This window comes from Leisingera sp. ABD4_442, assembly GCF_056160905.1.
The window spans coordinates 37,889-59,681 of record NZ_JBSWYB010000028.1; the positions used below are offsets into that span (position 1 = coordinate 37,889).

Here is a 21,793-nt window from a genome sequence, read left to right on the forward strand (position 1 = left end):
GAGTTATTGAGTATTGCCAGCGGCCGGGCGGCACGTGCCTGTCCGCGGTAGGGGTGGCAGGAGTACACGCAATGGATGCAGCAGGGGCAATGGCGCTTGGGGAAAGCGGCCGTTTGGATCTGGCAACGCTTGCCCGTTTGAGCGGTTTGGAGTTCTGCCAGGAATTTGTCGACCAGCTGGCGCGCGGTTTTGGCGCCGATCTGGTGACGGTGGGTGAGCTGAAGGTCATGGAGACCGAGCGCATCCGGGTGCTGGCAAGCTGGTTCGACGGCTTGCAGCTGGGTGATTTCGAATATGAAAGCTGTGTGACGCCCTGCCACGACGTGGTGCTGAGCGGCGATCCGCATATCTTTCCCTGCCGCGTTCAGGAACTGTACCCGGACGATGAGATGTTCATTGAGGAAGGCATCCAAAGCTATGTGGGTGTTGCCCTGAAAAACGCCGATGGCGATGCAATCGGCCTGGTGCAGGCGTCCTGGCGGCAGGAAATCGACAGCGTCCTGGCAGCGCAGATCGTGGCGCTGATGGAGCAGTTCGCGGACCGCCTGGGGGCTGAGATTTCCGGGCTGCAGACCCTGGCCACGCTTGCGGTGCTGGCCGAAGGGCCGGCCGGGACCTCCCCGCGGGAGGCTTTCCGCCAGCTGGCGGAGCAGCTGCAGGGGGCGCTCAAGGTGCGCTCGGCCTTTATCGCCGAATGCATGGAGGACCGGCCGGAGTGTTTCCGGGTGCTGGCCTGCTGCCAGGAGGGGCAGCAGGTGGAGGCTGCCGAGGACACGGTCGTGCCCTATGAGGGCACCCCTTGCGCGATGCTGGCGGGGCGGGAGAAATTCCTGGTGCCGGGCGGGCTGCAGGAGGCCTTTCCCGGGCAGGCCCATTTCAGGGAACAGAACCTGCAGTCCTATCTCGGGCTGCCGCTGACGGATGCCGATGGCTCTGTGATCGGCCATTTTGCGCTGCAGCATGACCGGGAAATCAAACAGCGCAAGCTGGAGACGGATCTGATTGCACTGTTCGCTGCCCGGATCGGGCTGGAGCTGCGCCGCCGCAAGGCGGAGCTGCGCCGCCGCCAGGCGGAGGAAGCTCTGCTGATCAAGCACAAGACGGAAAGCCTGGGGCTGCTGGCAGGCACCATTGCGCATGACTTCAACAATCTGCTGGCGTCCATGCAGGGGCGCACCGAACTGGCATTGGCGCATCTTGAGACCCGCCATCCGGCGCGGGAGCATGTGGAAGTTGCGGAGCAGGGCCTGCAGGCATCGGCGGCGCTGGTGCGGCAGCTGCTGAATTACGCCAAGGGCGGCGGCAGCCGGGAACAGGGGCTGTGCGACCTCAATGCCATCGTGCGGGAGACCATGGCGCTGGTGCCGGTGGAGCGCAAGATGGGCAAATCGGTGGCGCTGGACCTGGGGGACGGAGGGCTGACGGCGCAGATGGACCCGGCCCAGGTCAGCCAGCTGCTGATGAACCTGGTGTTCAACGCCGTGGAGGCGATCGGCAGCGGGGGCGGCACCGTGACTGTGACAACCCGGAAAATCCGGCTTGGCAGCGCGGAGCGGGGCAAGCTTTTGAAGGGGGCGGCGATGCCTGCTGGCCCCTGCCTGCTGCTGGAGGTGCGCGACACCGGCGCAGGTATGGACCGGCAGACGGTCACCCGGATTTTCGATCCCTTCTTCACCACCAAGCCCGGCGGACGCGGTCTTGGCATGGCGGCGGCGCTGGGCATCATCAGCCGCCACCAGGGCGGGCTGGCGGTGGACAGCCGCGAAGGCGAGGGCACAGCCTTCCGGTTCTACTTCCCGGCAACCGCTGCGCCGCCCGAGGCTGCGGCTGCACCGGAGCAGGCGCAGGAGCGTCCGGCCGAGGTGCGCCGGATCCTGGTTGTGGATGATGAGGATACAGTGCGCCGGGCGGTTGCGGGGCTGCTGCAATTGCGCGGCTGCGATGTGGTGCAGGCCGATGGCTATGATGCGGCGCTGGCCCTGCTGCAGGAGAAAGGGCCGTTCGACCGGGCGGTGATCGACATGAGCATGCCGGGCCGGGGCGGCTGGGAGACGCTGTCCAGCCTGCGGCAGCAGCAGCCTGGTCTGATCGCGGTCATGATGAGCGGTTTTGCCATCGGCGCGGCAGAGGCCGGGTTTCCGGAACTGGCGGATGCGCAGGTTCTGGACAAGCCTTTCAGCAAGGAAAAACTGTACCGGGCGGTGTTCCGCTAGGTTCAGGGACGGGACAGGGTAGCGCGGGTATTGTGCGGATACAAAATTTCAGTTGACGGAGCCAAGGGGCAGGCCCAAGCCTCAAGGCTGTTTTTTCAGTAATGGAACTCCGGAGTTTGCCTATGCCTGTGCTCAATTTCTCATATGCAAAGATCAGGGATGCGGATTTGTTTCGCGATTATGCCGGGCGCGCGGCGGTGCTGATGGAGGCGCAGGGTGTTGAGGTGGTCACCCGCGGCAGTTTCGCCCGGGTGCTGCGCGGTGGTTCAAGCTATGGTGAGGTGGCGGCGGTGTTCCGCTATCGGGACATGGACGCGGCGGAGCGGTTCTACAGCAGCCCGGAATACCTGCCGCTGATACCGCTGCGGGACGCGGCCTGCGACATGACCATTCATTTCTACGAAGAATAACAGTTCAGGCCCGCCGGGCGCCGTCAGATTTCCTTGCGCGCCTGCATCGCGGCGGAAATGGTGCCGTCGTCGAGGTAGTCCAGCTCGCCACCGATCGGCACCCCCTGCGCAAGCGAGGTGAGCTTCACCTGTCCCTGCAGCTGGTCGGCGATGTAATGCGCCGTGGTCTGGCCGTCGATGGTGGCATTCAGCGCCAGGATCACCTCGCGGACGCCCTCGGTCGCGACCCGGTCGACCAGCCGCGGGATGCGCAGATCTTCAGGGCCTACCGCATCCAGTGCCGAGAGGGTGCCCCCCAGCACGTGATAGCGGCCCTTGAACACGCCGGACCGCTCCATCGCCCAGAGGTCGGCCACATCCTCGACCACGCACAGCTCGCCGTTGCCGCGCACCTCGTCGGTGCAGATCGGGCAGATCTCGCTGGTGCCCACATTGCCGCAGTTGAGGCATTCGCGCGCTGTCGCGGCCACCTCGCTCATCACGTCAGCCAGCGGCGTCAGCAAGAGCGCCCGCTTGCGGATCAGATGCAGCACTGCGCGGCGCGCCGAGCGCGGCCCCAGCCCCGGCAGCTTGGCCATCAGGTCAATCAGGTCTTCGATGTTGCTGGTGGAGTTCTTGATCATGCCTTGGGCCCTTTGTGTTCCAGCCATATAGGCTGATCGGGACAGGGAAGCGCAAGGGCGGGGCGGCAAAATGTTCGGGGTTTGTTTTTCTGGCGCCCCGGGGGTATGCCTTGCCTGGAAGGGCGGAGGGTTTGAAATGGAAGGCAGGATTGCGCGGGAGGCAGATGAAACTCCCCAGTTGCGTTTTGCCCGGCTGACGGCGGTTGCGCCGCAAGTGATTGCCCGCCACATGTCAGACCCGCGGATGGCGGCGCATATGCCGTTGCTGGCAGGGGCTTGGGATGAGGAGGCGGCCAAGGATTTTGTGGCGGCCAAGGAGGCCTGCTGGCAGCGCGACGGGCTGGGCCATTGGGCGTTTTTGCGCGGTGAGGATTACCTCGGCTGGGGCGGGTTCCAGAAAGAAGGCGCGGAGTGGGATTTCGGGCTGGTGCTGCGGGCAGATTGCTTTGGCCTTGGCCCCGCAATTGCGCGCAAGGCGCTGGATTTTGCCCGTGCGGACTCGCGCATTCCCTATGTTACCTTCCTGCTGCCGCCGACGCGGCGGCATCTGCGGCCGCTGATGCGGCTGGGGGCGGTGCAGACCGGGGAAGTGCAGTACGAAGGCCAGCGGTTCCTGAAGTTCCGGCTGGAGACGGGCTAACCAAGGCGGGGCAAAGAAAAAGGCGGCACCAGACGGGCCGCCTTTTGGCGTTCAGCTTGCCGGTTCTTAGAACGGCAGCTTGATGTCCTTGGGCAGACCCATGCTTTCGGTCAGCTTGGTCATCTCTTCCTGCGCCTTGTCCGCGGCCTTGGCCTGGGCGTCCTTGATGGCGGCCAGGATCAGGTCCTCAACCACTTCCTTATCGTCGCCGTTGAAGATCGACGGGTCGATGTCCAGGCCCTTGAGGTCGCCCTTGGCAGAGGCGGTTGCCTTGACCAGGCCTGCGCCGGCCTCGCCGGTCACCATGACGTTGTGCAGGTCTTCCTGCATCTGCGCCATCTTGGTCTGCAGTTCCTGTGCCGATTTCATCATCTTGGCCATGTCGCCAAGACCGCCGAGGCCTTTGAGCATCTGTATTCTCCTAATTGCGGGGGCGCAGGGCGCCGTAAGTCATCCCGGCACATATCGCAATTGCAAGCGCGATGAACAAGTGGGGGGAGGCGGTGCAGTCCTGGATTATGCCCAAGGCACTCTTATCGTCAAAGAAAAGCTCATGGTTATCTATTGCAATAACCATTGCCAGCCCGGCCCACAGCATCGCAGCAACTGCAAAGGGAAGGCGCCGCCCGGTAAAAACAGCGAATCCGGCAAGGGCGAAGAGGGCCAGAGAAACAGGCTTGGCGGACAGGCGGATCAGCTCATCCCATGCGCTGGCCGGTGTACCGCCTTCATGCCAGCAGGCATTGGCGAAGGCGGTGGCCGGTAGGGAGAACCAGAGTGCCGCCAGGCCGGCCGTCACTCTTCCTCGAAGGGATCCCATTCGTCCTCGACCTCGGGCAGGGCCTCGGCGGCAACCTCGGCGGCCAGTTCGTCGGCTGTGCGGATGCGCTTGATCTTGGCCTTGGGGAAGCTTTCCAGAACCGCCTGCACCAGCGGATGCGCGGCGGCTTTCGCGCGCAGGGCGTTCTCGGCGGCGTTTTCGCGCTCGCTGATGGTATCGCCGCCGCCTTCGGTGACAATGGTGAAGAACCAGTTGTGATGGGTCCAGGCCTTCAGCTGTTCACTCAGCCGTTTGGTCAGGTCGCGGGGGGCGTCACTGGTCAGCTCAAAGGTGATCTGGCCGGGTTTATAGGCGGCCAGGCGCAGGTAGCTTTTGACATATTCCAGCAGCAGCCCGTCGCGTTTTTCGCGGATCAGCTCGACCACATGTTCGAAGGTGGGGTAGCGGGCCAGCGCCGGGCTGGCTTGCGGCGCAAGCGCTGCCGCCGGGCCGGAGCCGCCGCGCGCAACCGGAGCACCGCCTGCGGGGGCGCCGGGACCGGTATAGCTGCCCTGAGCATCGGTGCTGCCGCCGCCAAGCGCCGGGCCGCCCATGCCCTGCATCGGCACGCCGCCGCCGGGGCCGCCGGGGCCGCCAGGGCCGGGCGGCGGCGGCGGCGGAGTGTCCTGCAGCTTGCGGATCAGTTCCTCAGGCGAGGGCAGGTCGGCCACATGGGTGAGGCGGATCACCGCCATCTCTGCGGCCATCATCGCGTTCGGCGCGGCGGCGACTTCCTCCAGCGCTTTCAGCAGCATCTGCCACATGCGGGTCAGCACGCGCATGGCCAGAGCATCCGCCATTGCTTTGCCGCGGGCGCGCTCATCGGGGCTGACGGTGGGGTCTTCGGCTGCATCAGGCGTGATCTTCACCACCGAGACCCAATGGGTGATCTCGGCCAGATCGCGCAGCACTGCCAGCGGGTCGGCGCCCTCGGCGTACTGGCCGCTGAGCTCGGTCAAGGCCGCTGCTGCATCGCCGCGCAGGATCATGTCCATCAGGTCCAGGACCCGGCCGCGGTCGGCAAGCCCCAGCATGGCGCGGACCTGATCGGCGGTGGTCTCCCCCGCGCCATGAGAAATCGCCTGGTCCAGCAGCGAGGTCGCATCGCGGGCAGAGCCTTCGGCGGCGCGGGTGATCAGCGCCAGCGCGTCCTCGGCGATCTGGGCGCCTTCGGCAGTGGAGATCTTGCGCAGCAAGGCAATCATCACCTCCGGCTCGATCCGGCGCAGATCGAACCGCTGGCAGCGCGACAGCACCGTCACCGGCACCTTGCGGATTTCGGTGGTGGCAAAGATGAATTTCACATGCGCCGGCGGCTCCTCCAGCGTCTTCAGCAGCGCGTTGAACGCGCTGGTCGACAGCATGTGAACCTCGTCGATGATGTAGATCTTATAGCGGGCCGAAGCCGCGCGGTACTGCACCGAGTCGATGATCTCGCGGATGTCGTTGACACCGGTGCGCGAGGCCGCGTCCATCTCCATCACATCCACATGGCGGCCTTCCATGATCGCGGTGCAATGCTCGCATTTGCCGCAGGGATCGGTGGTGGGGCCGCCCTGGCCATCCTCGCCAATGCAGTTCATGCCCTTGGCGATGATCCGGGCGGTGGTGGTTTTGCCGGTGCCGCGGATGCCGGTCATGATGAAGGCCTGGGCGATACGGTCAGCGGCAAAGGCGTTTTTCAGGGTGCGCACCATCGCGTCCTGCCCCACCAGATCGGCAAAGGTTTCGGGCCGGTATTTGCGGGCCAGAACCTGGTATTGCGATTGGGTGGTGCCGCTGGGAATGTCGTTCATGGTGTCTCGTGCCGGATTCGGTGTGCGGGGGTCCCGCGTTCCGCGCAGGGTATTGAAGCGCAGCCGGTTCGTCCACCGCAGAAGGCAGCAAAGCCAGGGCTGCAAAAGCGCTTTGGCTTTCTGCGGTTAGCGGCTAGTCTGGAGGGAAGGGGGAAATGCGGGGGAAGTGCAGGGGCGCGGCGTCCAGGGAGGCGGTATGCAAACTGAAGACACTTCAAAGCCAGCGGTGCAGGAGACTGCCGCGCAGGCCGGCCTGACCATCCACGCGCTGTCAGCGGGCGGCGGCATTCTGGCGCTGTGCCGGCTGCCGGGCGGCGCCGGCGATTACCGCAGCGACCTGATCCAGATCTATCAATGGAAGCCGGGGCTGGTGATCTCGATGACCACCGAGGCCGAGCATGTGGCCGCCGGAGTGCCGCGGCTGGGCGTCGACATCCAAAGCATGGCCTGCCGCTGGCTGCATTTGCCGGTGCCGGATTTCCAGGTGCCGCCACCGGCAGTGAATGCAAAATGGGCCGCCGCCAGCCAGTCGGCGCGGCAGGCGCTGGCAGGCGGCGGACGGGTGCTGGTGCATTGCAAGGGCGGCTGCGGGCGCTCCGGCATGGCGGTGCTGCGGCTGATGATCGACTGCGGCGAGGACCCGGTCCAGGCGCTGGCGCGGCTGCGCTCGGTGCGGCCCTGTGCGGTGGAGACTGAGGCGCAGCTGGATTGGGCCTGCGCAGGGCAGGGTGTCAAACACTGAGGGCCGCGCCTGACCCTGGGTGGGTGCGAAGCGTCCTCCCGTTTTGCCGGAGGCAAACCTTTGGTTTGACGGGGAGGGGCGGGCGCTGCCCGGCGGTGCCGCCGGGCGGATCACTTGCAGTCTGGAATTCTTATAGCGCCAGCATCTGCTCTGCCTGATGCGCCTCTGCCGTTTTCGGCAGCGCCTCCATCAGCGCGCAAGGGCGGGCGTCCAGTTTCGAGGCAGCAAAGCCGGTGCCGTCGCGGCTGAGGATCGCATCGGCAAACCGGTCCAGCCCCTCACGCGGCGCGTCCTCCCCGACACCGCAGAACAGCCGGATCCGGTCATGGCTGGCTACGAACTGCGCCGGGCAGTTGCGCGGGCAGCCGTCCAGCGCGCTGGTGCCAGTGATTTCAAAATCCTCCTGGGTCAGCGGCTTGGCCTTGGTCATCGCCTCGGCCAGCTTGGCGATCATCCGCTCTGCCGCGGGGCAGGGTTTCCCGAGGTATTTGCAATCCGTTGCCGCATAGAAATGCGTCTGGTCCGTCCACATCATGTTTGCGCCCTCCGCGCGTGGTGCGGGGAGTTCTGGGGACAAGAGACCGGATGAGAAAGCGGAAAGCCCCGCGGTGCCATCAGACCCTGTCCGGACACCCCGCCCGGGTTCGAGTTTCATATCCGATGGCAGGTCTCCTGACTTGCGGGTCGCAGCTTTCCCGATCCTTCCCGGCCTCTTTGAGGGCCAGTGGCTCTATCGGGGTCGCTCGCCGCTTACAGTTGCGGGGGCAGTCGCGGAATTGGCCTTGCGCAGGGCGGGGCCGCACCGTGTTCCCTTTTCATCCCGGACACAAGATTCTGTGGCGCGGGAACCATCGCCACAATCGGTAGCGGTTGGATCCCTGAGTCGTCAATCGTTTTTCTGCAGCTGCATTGGGTTTGGCTGGGGTCTGTGCATCTGCAGGTGCAGCCCCCGGATCACATCCGAATCGCGCCGCACCCGGGCCAGCTGCCAGCCGCCTTGCAGCAGGATATAGAAATTCTCGGCAGCGGCGCGGGCCTCAGCCTCAGGCAGGCCCAGGCGCCGGGCATGGGCTGCGGTCCCGGTGATCCAGCCCTCGAACAGCTTGGCGGCGTGCTGGTGGAAAGCCTCGTTCTCCGGCCCTTCGAACAGGGTGGCAGAGACCGGGCAGCCGCTCCATTTGCCCTGTTTGTCGAACAGTTTCGCCAGTTTGTAGCAGACCGTCTTGGCGCCGTCCTGAAAGGTCGGCGCAGGGGTGAAGGAAGCGTCGATCAGTGCTTGCATCTGCTCTGATGCCCAGTCCGCTGCGGCCAGCGCAAGGTCCGATTTGCCGTTTGGGAAATGGTGGTAGAGCGAGCCCTTGGGCGCCTCCGCCGCGGCCAGCAATTCTGCCAGGCCGGTGCCGCTGTAGCCCTTGTTGCGGAACAGCCCGGCAGCCGCGCGCAGCAGCCGCTCGCGGGTGGGGACGGGGCCGTCCGGGGCGGCAGAAGGTGTCGTCACGTCAGTCATGACGGCAGGTTGACAGCATTAGACCGATTGGTCCAGAGGTGGAGTAGACCAATTGGTCTAGGAGGGTGCCATGCTCGACAGCCATGCAGAACAGACGGCAGATATCCGGGTGCAAGAGCTGCGCTTTGCCGCTGGTGAGGCGGTGCTGGCCGGGCGGCTGTATCACCCGGCGGGACCGGCCCGGGCAGCGGTGGTGCTGAATGGCGCAACTGGGGTGCCACAGGGCTATTACCGGCATTTCGCACGCTGGCTGGCGGCAGAGCGGCAGATGGCTTGCCTCACTTTTGATTACCGGGACTTTGGGGCCTCGGCGCGTATGCACCCGCGCCGGTCACAGGCCACCATGGCCGACTGGGCGCTGGCGGATCAGCCAGCGGCCCGCAAAGAAATGCAGCGGCACTATGCGGGTGTGCCGTTGTATGTGATTGGCCATTCGCTGGGGGCAATGCTGATGCCCCTGCAGGATGGCCTGACGGACGTCGCCCGCATGATCGTGGTCGCGGGCGGCTTGGTGCATCACCACGATCATCCCTGGCCCTACCGCGCGCTGGCGCTGGCCTTCTGGTTCGGCCATGTGCCGCCGCTGGTCAGTGCCTTGGGCTATCTGCCAGGGCGCGCGGTGGGGTTCGGGGCCGATTTGCCGGCCGGTGTCTACTGGCAGTGGCGGCGCTGGTGCACCACGAAGGGCAGCTACCTGCCGGAAACCGGCACCACGCTGCCGCAGCCCCGCTGGGCGCAGACCGGCATCCCGGTGGATCTGTTTGCGATGGCGGATGACGATGTGGTGCCGCCCGCGGCGGTCTGGCGGCTGGGCGATGTCTTTGGCGATGTGCCGCAGCGCCGTGCGGTGCTGGACCCGCAAAAAGCTGGCGTGCAGAAGATCGGCCACCTTGGCGCCTTTGCCCGCGCCAATGCCGCGCTGTGGCCGCGGCTGATGCCGCAGGCCTGACCAGGACTGCCTCAGGCTGTCCGGCTTAGGCGTTCTTCAGTCAGGCGGGCGTAATCGGCCAGCCGCAGCTTGAAGCGGCGGTTTAGATTGCTGCGTGCCAGTTTCAGCGATTGTATCAGCAGCCGCCCGGTCAGGGTGGAGGGCGCCAGTTTCAGCTGCGCTGACATCCGGGTCCGCTGCGGCGACAGCGCCAGCAGTTCAATCTCCATCCGGCCGTCGATACCGCTGCCGCCGCCTGTCAGGGCCATCCCGGTCACGGGGGAATAAGAGGCCAGCGTCAACCGCACGTCGCGCTGCTTGCCGCGGAACCTGAAGCTCAGATCCCAGGCCAGCCCGTTCTCAGGATGCGCAGGGTCGCCGGTGCGCTGCACCTGGATGCCGCGGCGCAGGGCGGAGCGTTCCAGCAGATCGAAATCGGAGATCGCGCCAAAGACGTCGGCAATCGGGGCTTCGATATCTTCTTTGCTTTTGAATTCCATGGATGCCTGCCTCTGCTGCGCGGCCATTCTGCCGTGCTGTTTGCGGCAATATGCAGCTTAGTCCAGCGTGTCTGCAAGCCAGTTCTTGAGCAGAAAATGCGCAATTGCGCCTTTTCGCGCCGGTTTCAGAACAGGATGTCCGCCTGCAAAGGCCGTCATCATGTCCTGGCGGCTGACCCACATGGCATCCTCGATTTCCTCCGGGTCGATGGTGATCTCCCGGCTCAGCGCCTCACCCGCACAGCCGAACATCAGCGACATCGGAAAGGCCCAGGGCTGGCTGGACAGATAACTGACCGCGCCCACCTGCACGCCGGTTTCCTCCAGCACTTCGCGGCGCACCGCGGCCTCCAGCGTTTCGCCGGGTTCGACAAAGCCCGCCAGCAGCGAATACATCCCCTCGGGCCAGCCCGGCGAGCGGCCCATCAGGACGCTGCCGCCGTGGGTGATCAGCATGATCACAACAGGGTCGGTGCGCGGGAAATGCGGTGCCTTGCAGGACGGGCAGACCCGCTGCCAGCCGGCCTGCGCTAGATCGCTCGGCGCACCGCAGCAGGCGCAGAACCGGTGGCTGCGGTGCCAGGCCAGAAGGGCCTTGGCGGTGGCCGCCAGTTCCGCTTCCAGCGGGGTGAGCCGGGTCATCACCCGGCGCAGTTCGGCAAAGACATGGGCGGGCGGCAGATCCGGGTGCTGCTGCTCGCTGGCATCGGCAAAGCTGTTCAGGGCCTCCTGGTCCAGCGCTTCGGGCTGCCAATGGCTGATATCGCAGGCAAAACAGGCGGCGCCTTCGGGGGCCAGCCCCAGAAAGACCGCGCTGCCCCGGTTGTCCGCCGCCAGCGGATGCGTCGGTGCAGTCCAGGCCAGGCCGCAGGGCAGCTCTGCCTCGTCTGCGCGCAGGGTCAGCGGCTTGCCGCGCCACATCAGCAGCACCTGCGCCCGCGGGCTGTTCCATGCCGCATCCAGGGCTGTGCTGTCCGTGCGCATATGCGCCGCCCGGTCCAGCCCGCCGCCGCCGCCGAAAGTCACCTGTTCTGCGCGTTTCATGCGGGCTCTCCTCTGGCTGGCGGGGGCGTGCCCCCTTGCAACGGACGGCGATGCGCCATCCATGACAGTGTGCCGCAGGGCTGGCCAGCGATTGCCGCGGATCCGTGCTTGCCTGTCACCATGCCGCCACACCCATGCCGCATCCGGCCAGGGTTTTCCCCGCAGAACAGGGCGCATCTGCCCGGCTGCCGCAGCGTCAGCAAAAAAAATCAAAAGCCGCACAAAGGTTTCTTTGCAAATCGTTAAAACGCTGATTCAAATAGCCGCAAATCAAAAACGGCGCCACAGGGTGCGGAAGGAGCGGCGGACAAACGGTGTCAGCAGAATTCGCGACATGACAATCGGGGCAGAGGCCTCTGACGCGCAGGGCGCCGGGCGGTTGCATGTGCTGGCCACAACGGACCTGCACTGCAATCTGCTGAGCTACGATTACTACGCCGGCAGGGCCGGTACCGCCATCGGCCTGTCGCGGGTGGCGACGCTGATCCGCCAGGCCCGGTCTGAGGCCGCCGCGGCAGGCGCTGCCTGCATTCTGGTGGACAACGGCGACGGGTTTCAGGGCGCGCCGCTGGGGGATATCCTGCCGGAGTCCGCGGGGCCGCACCCGCTGGCCCGTGCATTCCAGTTTTTGGAATATGACGCTATCGGGCTGGGCAACCACGACTTCGATTTCGGGCTGGAGGCGCTGGCGGATGTGCTGGCGGATATGCCGTGCCCGGTGCTTTGCTCCAACCTGGCCGCGGCCCGGCCCGGGCTGCAGCTGCCGTTCCGCCCGTCCGCGGTGCTGGAGCGCGCGGTGCCGGGCTGCCCGGGCTTGCCGCCGGTGCGGATCGGCCTGCTTTCGGTGCTGCCGCCGCAGACGCTGACCTGGTGCGGCCCGGCGCTGCAGTCGCAGCTGGTTGCCTCCGGCATTCTGGAAAGCGCTGCCGCCCAAGCCCGGGCGCTGAAGGCGCAGGGCTGCGATCTGGTGCTGGCGCTGGCCCATACCGGCCTCGGCAGCGAAGATGGGTCCGGCAGCGGCGAAAACGTGCTGGGGCCGCTGGCGGCGCTGGAAGGCATCGACGCGGTGGTGGGCGGCCACACCCATCTGACCTTGCCGGACCCCCGCCACCCCTTGACCAAGCCGGTGGTGATGCCTGGCGCGCATGGCTCGCATCTGGGGCTGCTGGAATTGGAGCTGAAGCACACCGGCAGCGGCTGGCGCCTGGCCGCCGGTGCGGCGAGCCTGCAGCCGGCGGCGGAGCAGGCCGGGGGCGCGGCCCGGCCGCTGGTGGATGAGGACGCGGGTTTCGTGCAGGCGCTGGCCGCAGATCACGCGCGCACCCTGGAGCGGATGGGCGCACCGGCCGGCTACAGTTCGGTGGCAATGCATTCCTATTTCACCTTCTTTGCGCCGGACCGCGGGCTGGCGCTGGCGGCCTGCGCCCAGGCGGCTGCGGTGCGGCAGCTGCTGCGGGGGACCGCGGCGGAAACGCTGCCGCTGCTGTCCGCGGCCGCTCCCGGCAAGTTCGGCGGCCGCTCCGGCCCGCAGTTCTATACCGATATCCCGGCCGGGGACCTGTGCGCCCGCAATATCGCCGATCTGCAAGTGTTCCCGAATGAGCTGCGGGCGGTGGCGGTGACCGGCAGCCAGCTGCAGGACTGGCTGGAGATGTCGGCAGGGCTGTTCAACCGGATCCCGCCGGGCAGCGGCGGGCATTTGCTGGCGGACCCGCAGCGCGCGGGCCATAACTTTGATGTGATCTTCGGGCTCAGCTACCGGATCGACCTGTCGCAGCCGCCGCGGTTCTCGGCCGCCGGCGACCGGATCAATCCGCAGGCGCAGCGAATCACGGACCTGCGCTGGCAGGGCCGCCCGGTGGAGCCGGGCCAGCGTTTCGCAGTGGCGGCGAACAGCTACCGGGTCAGCGGCGGCGGCAATTTCCGCGTGCTGCAGGAGGCCGAGGACCTGCCGCTGCCGCCGATGCGCATCCGCAAGGCGGTCCGTGATTATATTGCCGGCCGCCTGCCCGCCGACCCGCTGGCAGAGATGCCCTATCCCTGGCAGCTGGTGCCGGTCCCTGGCGCCAGCGCGGTGGCGGTGACCGGGCCGGGGGCGCAGTCCTATATCGATGAACTGCCGGCCGGGCTGGTGCGCCCGCGCGGATACAACAGCGGCGGTTTCCTGGAATTGGAGCTGCGGCTTTGACGGTCTGACGGCACCGCCGCAGCCGCTCTTGCCATTCCCGGCAGCGGTCCTTATATCGGGATTCGAGAGGTTGGCGCGGGCAAGCGCCTCGCCAACCTGGTCAGGTCCGGAAGGAAGCAGCCACAACGAGCCCCGCTTGGGTCGATGTCCAGCCTCTCACTTAATCCCGCCGTGTTGTGTTGCAGACGCCGTTTTCCTGGCCGGAATTCGCGCCGAATTCCGGCGCGCCTAGAACCGGCCGTTGTCCGCCGGGTAAACGCCGAGGATTTCCACATTGGTGGTGAAATAGCTCAGCTCATCCATTGCCAGCTGCACATTGGCATCATCGGGGTGGCCCTCGATATCGGCATAGAACTGGGTGGCGGTGAACGACCCGTCCACCATGTAGCTTTCCAGCTTGGTCATGTTGATGCCATTGGTGGCAAAGCCGCCCATCGCCTTATACAGCGCCGCCGGGATGTTGCGCACCTGAAAGACGAAGCTGGTGATCATGTTGTGGGCGCCGCGGCGGGTGTAATCAATGTCCTTGGCCATGATCAGGAAGCGGGTGGTGTTGTCGCCGTTGTCCTCGATATGGCGGGCCAGCACGTCCAGCCCGTAGATCTCGCCCGCCAGTTCGCTGGCCAGCGCGGCAGAGTGGATGTCGCCGGCCTCGGCCACGTCGCGGGCGGCGCGGGCATTGTCGGGGCTGACGCGGCCGCGGATGCCGTGTTCGCGCAGGAAGGTCCCGCATTGCGGCAGCAGCACCAGATGCGAATGCGCCTCCTGGATGTCTTCCAGTTTTGCCCCCGGCACCGCCAAGAGGTTGATATGCACCCGCACAAACGCCTCGTCGACGATATGCAGCCCGCTGTGCGGCAAGAGCCGGTGGCTGTCGGCCACACGGCCATAGGTGGAGTTTTCCACCGGCAGCATCGCCTGCTCCGCCTCGCCGCTGCGCACCGCCTCCAGAATCTCCTCGAACGTGCGGCAGGGCAGCACCTCCATACCGGGGCGGGCAATGCGGCAGGCCTCGTGGCTGTAGGAGCCAAGCTCCCCCTGTATGGCGATTTTGCGGCTCATGGGTGTGTTCCCCGTGCAAAACTTCAATATTTGGGCGTTTCGTCGCGCTGTCTATACCTTGCCACTTGGGAGGGGAAGCCTTAGACACCCCTGCAGACAGCTAAATGGACTCGCGATCATGTTTGACACGATGACCCTCACCAAAGCGACCGCAGGCGTCTGCGGCGCGTTCCTGGTATTCCTTCTGGGCAAATGGGGCGCAGAAGTACTGTATCACATGGACAGCCACGGTGAGGCTTCCTATGTGATCGAAGTCGCCTCGGCCGATGCCGCGGCAAGCGACGAGCCGGAAGTCAGCTTTGAAGAGCTGATGGCCTCCGCCGATGTCGCAAAAGGCGCCAAAGTTTTCAAGAAATGCTCTGCCTGCCACAAGCTGGAAGACGGCGCCAACTCCACCGGCCCGTATCTGTACGGCGTGGTCGGCCGCAACATCGCAGCCGCATCCGGTTTCGGCTACTCCGGCGCGCTGAGCGGCATGGCCGACAAGGCCTGGACCGCAGAAGAGCTGGACGCCTTCCTGACCAAGCCGTCGGCTTATGCGTCGGGCACCACCATGTCGTTCTCCGGCCTGAAAAAGCAGAAGGACCGGGTGAACCTCATCGCCTACCTGGACAGCCTGGACAACTAATCCAGACCGCTGTCCCAGCTATCCAATTGAAAAAGCCGCTGCAGTGCGCAGCGGCTTTTTTGATGACCGTGCAGGCGGTCCCGGGTCAGGCCGGGTTGTTTTCCCGGTAATAGGCCAGCGCATCGCGCTCCTGGCCGTCAGGCAGGATGCAGACGCCGACGGTGCCCGCCTTGCCGCTGCGCAGCACGTAACTGCCGCCGGTCTGCACGCAATAGGCCTCTTCGGGGCTGCTGTAGACCACTTCTTCCTCCTGCTGGGCGCAGGCACTCAGCACGGCGGCCCCGGCAACCGCAAGGGCGGCAAGTTTCATTGACTTCAGCATCGGCAAACTCCCTCGTTCCATAACGCAATCGTGATCAAAGGCTGGCAGGCAATTTTATTACGCGCAAGCGCGGTTGCACGCAGGCCCTTGTTTCGGCTGCTTTGTGCCAAACGAGCGGGGGATATCACCTAATCTCAACTTGAATGTTACCGCCCCCGGACATTAGCTTGAGAGCAGAAATCCGGGCCGGAGTTCCGGGCAAAGGAGGTCATGGCAGATGAAAACCGCTCAGGCTGCGGCGCGCGTGCGCGTGAAACAGAGGGTGAACCCGTTGCAGGCCGCGGCAGCGCTGGCCCAGGCACTGATGATGGGCCTGATCCTGGCGCTGGCCGCCGCGACGCTGGCCAAGGCAGAAGAGACGGTCATCAAGGCGCATGGATTCGCCGAGTTCGGGGAGCTGAAATACCCCGAAGGGTTTGCGCATTTCGACTATGTGAACCCGCAGGCCCCCAAGGGCGGCGAACTGGCGATCTCTGCGGTCGGCACCTTTGACAGCATGAACCCTTATACCCGCAAGGGCCGGGCAGGGGCGCTGTCGGCGGATCACTTCGAAAGCATGCTGGTGGAATCCTATGACGAGCCGGGCTCCTACTACGGGCTGATCGCCGAAAGCCTGGAATACCCCGAAAGCCAGGACTGGGTGATCTTCAACCTGCGCCCCGAAGCAAAGTTTTCCGATGGCAGCCCGGTGACTGCGGATGACGTGGTGTTTTCCCATAACATCCTGCTGGACCAGGGGCTGAAATCCTATGCCGAGGCGGTCCGCAAACGCATCCCCAAGGCTGAGGCGCTGACGCCGCACCGGGTGAAATTCTATTTCTCCCCGGATTTCCCGCGCCGGGCGATGATCACCCAGGTCGGCGGCACGCCGGTGTTCTCCAAGGCCTGGTTCGAGGCCGATCTGGAAAACCGCCGCCTGGATGAGCCCCGCTTGGATCCGGGCATCGGCTCCGGGCCTTATGTGCTGGACAGCGCTGAGGTTAACCAGCGCATCACCTACAGGCGCAACCCGGATTACTGGGGGGCGGACCTGAATGTGAACGTTGGCCGCCACAATTACGACCGCATCCGGGTCGAGTATTTCGGCGATGCCATTGCCGCGATGGAGGGGTTCAAGGCAGGCGTTTACACCCTGCGGCCGGAGAACAACTCCAAGAGCTGGGCCACCGCTTACGACTTTGCCGCCGTGGACAAGGGCCAGGTGGTCAAGGGCGAGATCCCGGACGGCAACGTGCCTGCTGCCAACGGCTTTGTGATGAACCTGCTGCGGCCCAAGTTCCAGGACATCCGCGTCCGCGAGGCGATGCAGCTGGCGTTTAATTTCGAATGGACCAACGAAAGCCTGCAATACGGGCTGTTCCGCCACCGGTCCTCCTTCTGGCAGGATTCGCCGCTGGCGGCTGAAGGCCTGCCCGAAGGCCGCGAGAAAGAGGTGCTGGAGGCGCTGGGCGATCAGATCGGCCCGTCGATCCTGACTTCAGAACCGGTGATGGCGCATTCTTCCAAGGCGTCGCGCCCGGGCGACCGCAAAAACCTGCGCCGGGGCATGAAGCTGCTGGATGCGGCCGGCTGGGCCGTCGGTGATGATGGGATGCGCCGCAATGCGCAGGGCGAGCCGCTGAAGGTCGAGTTCCTGGTCGACAGCCCCACCATCGAACGCATTGTGCAGCCCTATGTGGCCAATCTGCGCACCATGGGCATTGATGCTGCGGTAAACCGGGTGGATTATGCCCAATACACCAGCCGCCGCCGGGAAAAGGAATTTGATATCATCTCCTCCGCCTACCCGATGTCGCTGGAACCCTCGACCGGCCTTTACCAGTATTTCGGCTCCGAGGCGCATGAATATTCGGTGTTCAACCCGGCAGGCCTGGCCGATCCGGCAGTGGATGCGCTGATCGGCAATATCGTCAACGCCAAGACGCAAAGTGAGCTGCGCGCCAATGCCCGTGCGCTGGACCGGGTACTGCGGGCCAAACGCTTCATGGTGCCGACCTGGTATCTGGACGTGAACTGGATTGCCTATTGGGACATGTACCGCCACCCGGAGAACCTGCCGCCCTATAACACCGGCATGCTGGACCTGTGGTGGATTGATGCGGAGCGCGAGGCCGCGCTCAAATCTGCCGGCGCGTTGCGGTAAGGGACACAGATGGCAGCCTATATTCTTCGCCGCCTGCTGCTGGTGATCCCGACGCTGTTCGGCATCCTGGTGGTGAACTTTGCCCTGGTGCAATTCGTGCCCGGCGGCCCGGTGGAACAGATCATTGCCCAGATTGAGGGCGGCGGCGACGTGTTCGAGGGCTTTGCCGGCGGCGGCGGCGACACCGGCACCGAGGCAATCAGCGCCAATGAGAATTACGCCGGCCGCCAGGGCCTGCCGCCGGAGCTGATTGCAGAGCTGGAACAGCAGTTCGGCCTCGACAAGCCGCCGCTGGAACGGTTCCTGGTCATGCTTGGCAACTACGCCACCTTTGATTTCGGCGAGAGCTACTTCCGCAAGATCGGCGTCACCGATCTGGTGCTGGAGAAAATGCCGGTGTCGATCTCGCTGGGCCTGTGGTCGACGCTGATTGCCTATCTGATCTCGATCCCGATGGGCATCCGCAAGGCGATGCGCGATGGCTCGCCGTTCGACACCTGGACCAGCGGCGTGATCATCGCCGCCTATGCGATCCCGGGCTTCCTGTTTGCCATCATGTTGCTGGTGCTCTTTGCCGGCGGCTCCTACTGGCAGATCTTCCCCCTGCGCGGCCTGACATCGGACAATTGGGACAGCCTCAGCCTGTTCGGCAAGGTCATGGACTATTTCTGGCACATCGCGCTGCCGGTCACCGCCTCCACCATTGCGGCCTTTGCAACGCTGACGCTGCTGACCAAGAACTCCTTCCTCGACGAGATCAAGAAGCAATACGTGATGACCGCACGCGCCAAGGGCCTCAGCGAGACCCGCGTGCTTTATGGCCATGTGTTCCGCAACGCGATGCTGATCGTGATTGCAGGCTTCCCGGCGGTGTTCATCGGCGTGTTCTTCGCAGGCTCCCTGATCATCGAGACGATCTTCTCGCTCGACGGCCTCGGCCGCCTCGGGTTCGAGGCCGCGGTGGCGCGCGATTACCCGGTGATGTTCGGCACCATGTATATCTTCGGCCTGATGGGGCTGGTGGTCGGGATCATCTCCGACCTGATGTATGTGGCGGTCGACCCGCGCATCGACTTTGAAAAGCGGGAGGGCTGATTGATGAAGCTCTCCCCCTTGAACCAGCGCCGCTGGCGCAACTTCTGCCGCAACCGCCGCGCCTATTGGTCGCTGTGGATCTTCGCGGTGCTGTTCGGCCTGTCGCTGTTTGCCGAGTTCATCGCCAACGACAAGCCAATCCTCGTAAGCTACCGCGGCGAGGTCTATGCGCCGGTGTTCAAGTTCTATCCCGAAACCCGCTTCGGCGGCGATTTTCAGACCGAGGCCGTCTACAGCGACCCGGAGGTCGAATGCCTGATCCGCTCCGGCGGCATTGAGGACTGTTTTGACGCGCCGGAAGAAATCCTGGAGGAGATCGCCGCTGGCACCTATGCGGCGGATGATTTCCACGAGGGCTGGACCCTCTGGCCGCCGATCCCCTACAGCTTTGACACCACCGTCGACCGCCCCGGCGCTGCACCGCTGCCGCCCGGCGGGCTGAACCTCCTGGGCACCGATGATACCAAGCGCGACGTGCTGGCGCGGGTGATCTACGGCTTCCGCCTGTCGATCCTGTTCACCCTGATGGTAACAGGCGCGGCCAGCCTCATCGGCATTCTGGCCGGTGCGGTGCAGGGCTATTTCGGGGGCCTGACGGACCTGGTGTTCCAGCGGGTGATCGAGGTCTGGGGCTCTGTGAACTCGCTTTATGTCATCATCATCATGTTTGCGATCCTGGGCCGCAGCTTCTGGCTTCTGGTATTCCTGATGGTGCTCTTTGGCTGGACGGCGCTGGTCGGCGTGGTGCGGGCCGAGTTCCTGCGCGCCCGCAACCTGGAATACGTCCGCGCCGCCAAGGCGCTGGGGGTCGGCAACCTCACGATCATGTTCCGCCACATGCTGCCCAATGCAATGGTGGCGACGCTGACCATGCTGCCCTTCATCATCACCGGCACTATCGGCCTGCTGGCGGGTTTGGATTTCCTCGGCTTCGGCCTGCCGTCCTCAGCGCCCTCGCTGGGCGAGCTGACCTTGCAGGCCAAGCAGAACCTGGAGGCGCCCTGGCTCGCCTTCACTGCTTTCTTCACCTTTGCCATCATGCTGTCGCTCTTGATCTTCATTTTTGAGGGCGTGCGCGATGCCTTTGACCCACGGAAGACGTTTTCATGACAGTTGGTGATGCCCTTGATATGACCCGCACGGCTGCAGGCCGGGCAGCGCCCGACCGCCCCGTTTTGCCGGAGGCAAGCCTTCGGTTTGACGGGCGGGCGCTTCGCTTCCGCCCGCGGTCGGGCTCTGCCCTCGGCGTTAGGCTGGGAAGGGAATATTCATGACCAAAACCTCCCCCCTCCTGAACGTCCAGAACCTCCGCGTCTCCTTCCGTCAGGACGGCAAGCTGACCGAGGCCGTGCGCGGCGTCTCCTTCTCCGTTGGCCGCGGTGAAACCGTGGCGCTGGTGGGCGAAAGCGGCTCCGGCAAATCCGTCTCGGCGCTCTCCACCGTTTCCCTCCTGGGCGACAGCGCCACGGTGACAGGCTCTGTCACCTATGACGGCACCGAAATGGTTGGCGCCAGCGAGCGCCACCTGATGCAGGTGCGCGGCAATGACATCAGCTTCATCTTCCAGGAGCCGATGACCTCGCTCAACCCGCTGCACACCATCGAACGGCAGCTGGAGGAATCCCTCGCCCTGCACCAGGGGCTGACCGGCAAACCCGCCCGCGCCCGCATTCTGGAACTGATGGAGAAGGTCGGCATCCGCGACGCCGAAAACCGTCTGACCTCCTACCCGCACCAGCTTTCAGGCGGCCAGCGGCAGCGGGTGATGATCGCCATGGCACTTGCGAACAAGCCCGACATCCTGATCGCAGATGAACCGACGACCGCGCTCGATGTCACTATCCAGGCGCAGATCCTCGACCTCTTGGCCGAACTCAAGGAAAGCGAAGGCATGGGGCTGTTGTTCATCACCCATGACCTCGGCATCGTGCGCCGCATCGCCGACCGGGTCTGCGTGATGAAAAGCGGCGAGATTGTTGAGGAAGGCCCGGCGGCCGAAATTTTTGCCAACCCGCAGCACCCCTACACACAGAAGCTGCTGGCGGCGGAACCCTCCGGCCAGCCGCAGCCGGTGCCGGAAGATGCCAAGGAGCTGGTGGCGGCCAGAGACCTGAAAGTCTGGTTCCCGATCCAGCGCGGCCTTCTGAAACGCACCGTCGGGTATGTGAAAGCGGTGAACCCGATGTCGGTCTCGGTGCGGGCGGGCGAAACCCTGGGCATTGTCGGCGAAAGCGGCTCCGGCAAGACCACCCTGGCGCTTGCCATCATGCGGCTGATTGCGTCCGAGGGCGCAGTTGAGTTTCAAGGCCAGGACCTGCGCAAATGGTCCACCCGCGATCTGCGTGCCTTGCGCAAGGATATGCAGATCGTGTTCCAGGACCCGTTCGGCTCGCTCAGCCCGCGGATGACCTGCGCTCAGATCATTTCCGAAGGCCTGGCGATCCACAAGGTCGACCAGCACCGCGACACCCGCGAACTGGTGGCGGAGGTGATGACGGAAGTGGGCCTGGATCCGGCTGCCATGGACCGTTACCCGCATGAGTTCTCCGGCGGACAGCGCCAGCGCATCGCCATCGCCCGCGCCATGGTGCTGCGCCCGAAACTGGTGGTGCTGGATGAGCCGACCTCGGCGCTGGACATGACGGTGCAGGTGCAGATTGTGGAGCTCTTGCGCGATCTTCAGACGCGCTATGGGCTGGCCTATCTGTTCATCAGCCACGATCTCAACGTGGTGCGGGCGATGTCGCATCAGGTGGTGGTGATGAACCAGGGCGACGTGGTGGAGACCGGCGCGGCAGAGGAGCTGTTTGCCAACCCGAAACAGGACTACACCCGCAGGCTGCTGGCCGCGGCGGGTTAGACCGCTCCCAGGTTAACCCTCCGGCAGCTTTTGCAGCATCTATGCGTCCGCAGCTTGTGCAACGCCTATAAGTTGCGGCAGCAGGCGTGACCAAATGTTTCGCGCGCGAAACATTCAGGCAGTATTGCTGACCTATTTGCCTGCCTTGAAAACCAGCGGAATGCTCCCGCGCCCGCAGGTGCCCCCGCTGCGCCGGGACCCCTTGGCGGCCTTGGGGGGGGGGGGGAGGGGGAGGAGAAGAGAGGGGGCCCACAAAAAAAAAGGAAAAAAAG

The 21,793-nt window shown here is 65.0% G+C and carries 21 protein-coding genes, 1 other RNA gene and 1 riboswitch; of the genes, 12 read left to right on the forward strand and 10 right to left on the reverse strand.

Annotated features, from left to right (window positions below; all coding sequences use genetic code 11):
• Positions 1–71 precede the first annotated feature (71 nt).
• Both ACXAHG_RS17520 and ACXAHG_RS17525 read left to right on the forward strand, forming a co-directional pair.
• Complete coding sequence (locus ACXAHG_RS17520) at positions 72–2,213, forward strand: ATP-binding protein (protein ID WP_475041317.1); 2,142 nt, start codon at positions 72–74, stop codon at positions 2,211–2,213.
• A gap of 122 nt (positions 2,214–2,335) precedes the next feature.
• Positions 2,336–2,623, forward strand: coding sequence for a DUF1330 domain-containing protein (locus ACXAHG_RS17525; RefSeq protein WP_475041319.1), 288 nt, complete (start codon positions 2,336–2,338; stop codon positions 2,621–2,623).
• Between the two features lie 23 nt (positions 2,624–2,646).
• On the opposite strand, the gene recR is transcribed toward ACXAHG_RS17525, so the two are convergent.
• A complete protein-coding gene (gene recR, locus ACXAHG_RS17530) occupies positions 2,647–3,246 on the reverse strand; it encodes a recombination mediator RecR (protein WP_475041321.1) in 600 nt (199 codons plus the stop codon).
• Between the two features lie 136 nt (positions 3,247–3,382).
• Here recR and ACXAHG_RS17535 point away from each other — a divergent pair, with 136 nt between their 5' ends.
• On the forward strand, positions 3,383–3,886 hold the full coding sequence (locus tag ACXAHG_RS17535; protein ID WP_475041323.1) for a GNAT family N-acetyltransferase: 504 nt from the start codon (positions 3,383–3,385) through the stop codon (positions 3,884–3,886).
• 66 nt (positions 3,887–3,952) lie between these two features.
• Here the strand turns inward: ACXAHG_RS17535 and ACXAHG_RS17540 are convergent, their stop codons facing one another.
• From ACXAHG_RS17540 to ACXAHG_RS17550, 3 genes are read right to left on the reverse strand one after another with little or no spacing between them, the layout of a single operon-like run.
• On the reverse strand, positions 3,953–4,297 hold the full coding sequence (locus ACXAHG_RS17540) for a YbaB/EbfC family nucleoid-associated protein (protein ID WP_475041325.1): 345 nt from the start codon (positions 4,295–4,297) through the stop codon (positions 3,953–3,955).
• A gap of 10 nt (positions 4,298–4,307) precedes the next feature.
• Positions 4,308–4,685, reverse strand: a complete 378-nt coding sequence (locus ACXAHG_RS17545; protein WP_475059362.1) for a hypothetical protein — start codon at positions 4,683–4,685, stop codon at positions 4,308–4,310.
• Positions 4,682–6,502: a DNA polymerase III subunit gamma/tau gene (locus tag ACXAHG_RS17550; protein ID WP_475059365.1), complete on the reverse strand. Its 1,821-nt coding sequence runs from the start codon at positions 6,500–6,502 to the stop codon at positions 4,682–4,684. Before ACXAHG_RS17550 ends, ACXAHG_RS17545 begins: the two co-directional genes overlap by 4 nt.
• 196 nt (positions 6,503–6,698) lie before the next feature.
• Here ACXAHG_RS17550 and ACXAHG_RS17555 point away from each other — a divergent pair, with 196 nt between their 5' ends.
• Positions 6,699–7,244: a protein-tyrosine phosphatase family protein gene (locus ACXAHG_RS17555; RefSeq protein WP_475059367.1), complete on the forward strand. Its 546-nt coding sequence runs from the start codon at positions 6,699–6,701 to the stop codon at positions 7,242–7,244.
• Between the two features lie 130 nt (positions 7,245–7,374).
• On the opposite strand, the gene ACXAHG_RS17560 is transcribed toward ACXAHG_RS17555, so the two are convergent.
• Both ACXAHG_RS17560 and ACXAHG_RS17565 read right to left on the reverse strand, forming a co-directional pair.
• Positions 7,375–7,779, reverse strand: coding sequence for a hypothetical protein (locus tag ACXAHG_RS17560; RefSeq protein WP_475059370.1), 405 nt, complete (start codon positions 7,777–7,779; stop codon positions 7,375–7,377).
• Positions 7,780–7,889: 110 nt separating this feature from the next.
• Positions 7,890–8,112, reverse strand: a riboswitch (cobalamin riboswitch).
• Between the two features lie 18 nt (positions 8,113–8,130).
• Entirely contained in the window at positions 8,131–8,751 is a 621-nt protein-coding gene (locus ACXAHG_RS17565; RefSeq protein ID WP_475041332.1) for a TetR/AcrR family transcriptional regulator, read from the reverse strand.
• A 70-nt stretch (positions 8,752–8,821) separates the two neighbouring features.
• On the opposite strand from ACXAHG_RS17565, the gene ACXAHG_RS17570 reads away from it, so the two are divergent.
• Complete coding sequence (locus ACXAHG_RS17570; RefSeq protein ID WP_475059373.1) at positions 8,822–9,700, forward strand: alpha/beta hydrolase family protein; 879 nt, start codon at positions 8,822–8,824, stop codon at positions 9,698–9,700.
• 11 nt (positions 9,701–9,711) lie between these two features.
• Here the strand turns inward: ACXAHG_RS17570 and ACXAHG_RS17575 are convergent, their stop codons facing one another.
• Both ACXAHG_RS17575 and nudC read right to left on the reverse strand, forming a co-directional pair.
• On the reverse strand, positions 9,712–10,179 hold the full coding sequence (locus ACXAHG_RS17575) for an SRPBCC family protein (protein WP_475041335.1): 468 nt from the start codon (positions 10,177–10,179) through the stop codon (positions 9,712–9,714).
• 57 nt (positions 10,180–10,236) lie between these two features.
• Positions 10,237–11,223: an NAD(+) diphosphatase gene (gene nudC / locus ACXAHG_RS17580; protein ID WP_475059376.1), complete on the reverse strand. Its 987-nt coding sequence runs from the start codon at positions 11,221–11,223 to the stop codon at positions 10,237–10,239.
• Positions 11,224–11,557: 334 nt separating this feature from the next.
• On the opposite strand from nudC, the gene ACXAHG_RS17585 reads away from it, so the two are divergent.
• Positions 11,558–13,411, forward strand: a complete 1,854-nt coding sequence (locus ACXAHG_RS17585) for a 5'-nucleotidase C-terminal domain-containing protein (RefSeq protein ID WP_475059379.1) — start codon at positions 11,558–11,560, stop codon at positions 13,409–13,411.
• 63 nt (positions 13,412–13,474) lie between these two features.
• Positions 13,475–13,573: signal recognition particle sRNA small type (ffs, locus tag ACXAHG_RS17590), an RNA gene on the forward strand.
• 66 nt (positions 13,574–13,639) lie between these two features.
• Here ffs and ACXAHG_RS17595 read toward each other — a convergent pair.
• Complete coding sequence (locus tag ACXAHG_RS17595; protein ID WP_475059381.1) at positions 13,640–14,473, reverse strand: prephenate dehydratase; 834 nt, start codon at positions 14,471–14,473, stop codon at positions 13,640–13,642.
• A gap of 118 nt (positions 14,474–14,591) precedes the next feature.
• Here ACXAHG_RS17595 and ACXAHG_RS17600 point away from each other — a divergent pair, with 118 nt between their 5' ends.
• Positions 14,592–15,101: a c-type cytochrome gene (locus ACXAHG_RS17600; protein ID WP_475041341.1), complete on the forward strand. Its 510-nt coding sequence runs from the start codon at positions 14,592–14,594 to the stop codon at positions 15,099–15,101.
• An 85-nt stretch (positions 15,102–15,186) separates the two neighbouring features.
• Here ACXAHG_RS17600 and ACXAHG_RS17605 read toward each other — a convergent pair whose 3' ends face one another.
• Complete coding sequence (locus ACXAHG_RS17605) at positions 15,187–15,423, reverse strand: putative hemolysin (protein ID WP_475041343.1); 237 nt, start codon at positions 15,421–15,423, stop codon at positions 15,187–15,189.
• Between the two features lie 217 nt (positions 15,424–15,640).
• On the opposite strand from ACXAHG_RS17605, the gene ACXAHG_RS17610 reads away from it, so the two are divergent.
• The 4 genes from ACXAHG_RS17610 to ACXAHG_RS17625 all read left to right on the forward strand — a co-directional run bounded on the left by ACXAHG_RS17610 (position 15,641) and on the right by ACXAHG_RS17625 (position 21,521).
• Positions 15,641–17,566, forward strand: coding sequence for an extracellular solute-binding protein (locus tag ACXAHG_RS17610; RefSeq protein ID WP_475059383.1), 1,926 nt, complete (start codon positions 15,641–15,643; stop codon positions 17,564–17,566).
• A 9-nt stretch (positions 17,567–17,575) separates the two neighbouring features.
• Positions 17,576–18,661 carry a microcin C ABC transporter permease YejB gene (locus ACXAHG_RS17615; protein ID WP_475059385.1) on the forward strand — a complete coding sequence of 362 codons (1,086 nt, stop codon included), beginning with the start codon at positions 17,576–17,578 and terminating at the stop codon, positions 18,659–18,661.
• Positions 18,662–18,664: 3 nt separating this feature from the next.
• Positions 18,665–19,771 carry an ABC transporter permease gene (locus tag ACXAHG_RS17620; RefSeq protein WP_475059388.1) on the forward strand — a complete coding sequence of 369 codons (1,107 nt, stop codon included), beginning with the start codon at positions 18,665–18,667 and terminating at the stop codon, positions 19,769–19,771.
• Between the two features lie 160 nt (positions 19,772–19,931).
• Positions 19,932–21,521, forward strand: coding sequence for an ABC transporter ATP-binding protein (locus ACXAHG_RS17625; RefSeq protein WP_475059390.1), 1,590 nt, complete (start codon positions 19,932–19,934; stop codon positions 21,519–21,521).
• Positions 21,522–21,793 lie beyond the last annotated feature (272 nt).